The 611-nt window shown below is 30.6% G+C and carries 1 protein-coding gene; it reads right to left on the reverse strand.

Translation table 11 applies throughout. The features are described 5' to 3' along the window. Positions 1-611: hypothetical protein (locus tag ACS8FC_RS18940; RefSeq protein ID WP_439297927.1), on the reverse strand; the 611-nt coding region annotated here is incomplete at both ends.

Here is a 611-nt window from a genome sequence, read left to right on the forward strand (position 1 = left end):
TTACTTTTAAGTGGCAAAGTCGCACTTTTATTGAAAATTGTATATTCTCTGTTGTTATTATAAATTGGTTGCGAGGCTGAAGGCACCGTCTGCGCTATAAGTGATAAAGCAGAAGAGTTATTAACTTTGGACTTAACAGAAACATAGTCGTCCAATAAATTTTTTGGTAATTTCAATAAATCTTTTGATTTCTTTAATCCAATTAATCTGCTGCCGAGTTTGTATGATAACTGATTTTTCAAGTTCTCATAGCGTTGCTCTTGTTTGTCAATATTATTTTCTAGACTAATTATTTCTTGTCTCAGTTTTTCAGTTAGTAACCTATAACTAAAAAGCTCTTCCTTATCCGCTGAATATAGCTCAAAAAGTTTTCTGTTCTTTTTTTCATGCTGTTCCATCTGTTTTGCATAATGGTCTTTTTTCTTAATATTCTTATTATTTTCATACTCTAAGTTTACTTTTTCTGTTTTCAAAGATGTGATTTCTTGAGTTAATATTCGATTCTTAGAGTTGGCTTCTTCTAGTTCTTTTCTCAACTTACTGACACTTAGAGATAGTTCAGAATCGTCTTCATCGTTAACGATATTTGTATGAGTATTGACTTCAGAATT

The organism is Psychrobacter sp. 1Y4, assembly GCF_051847555.1.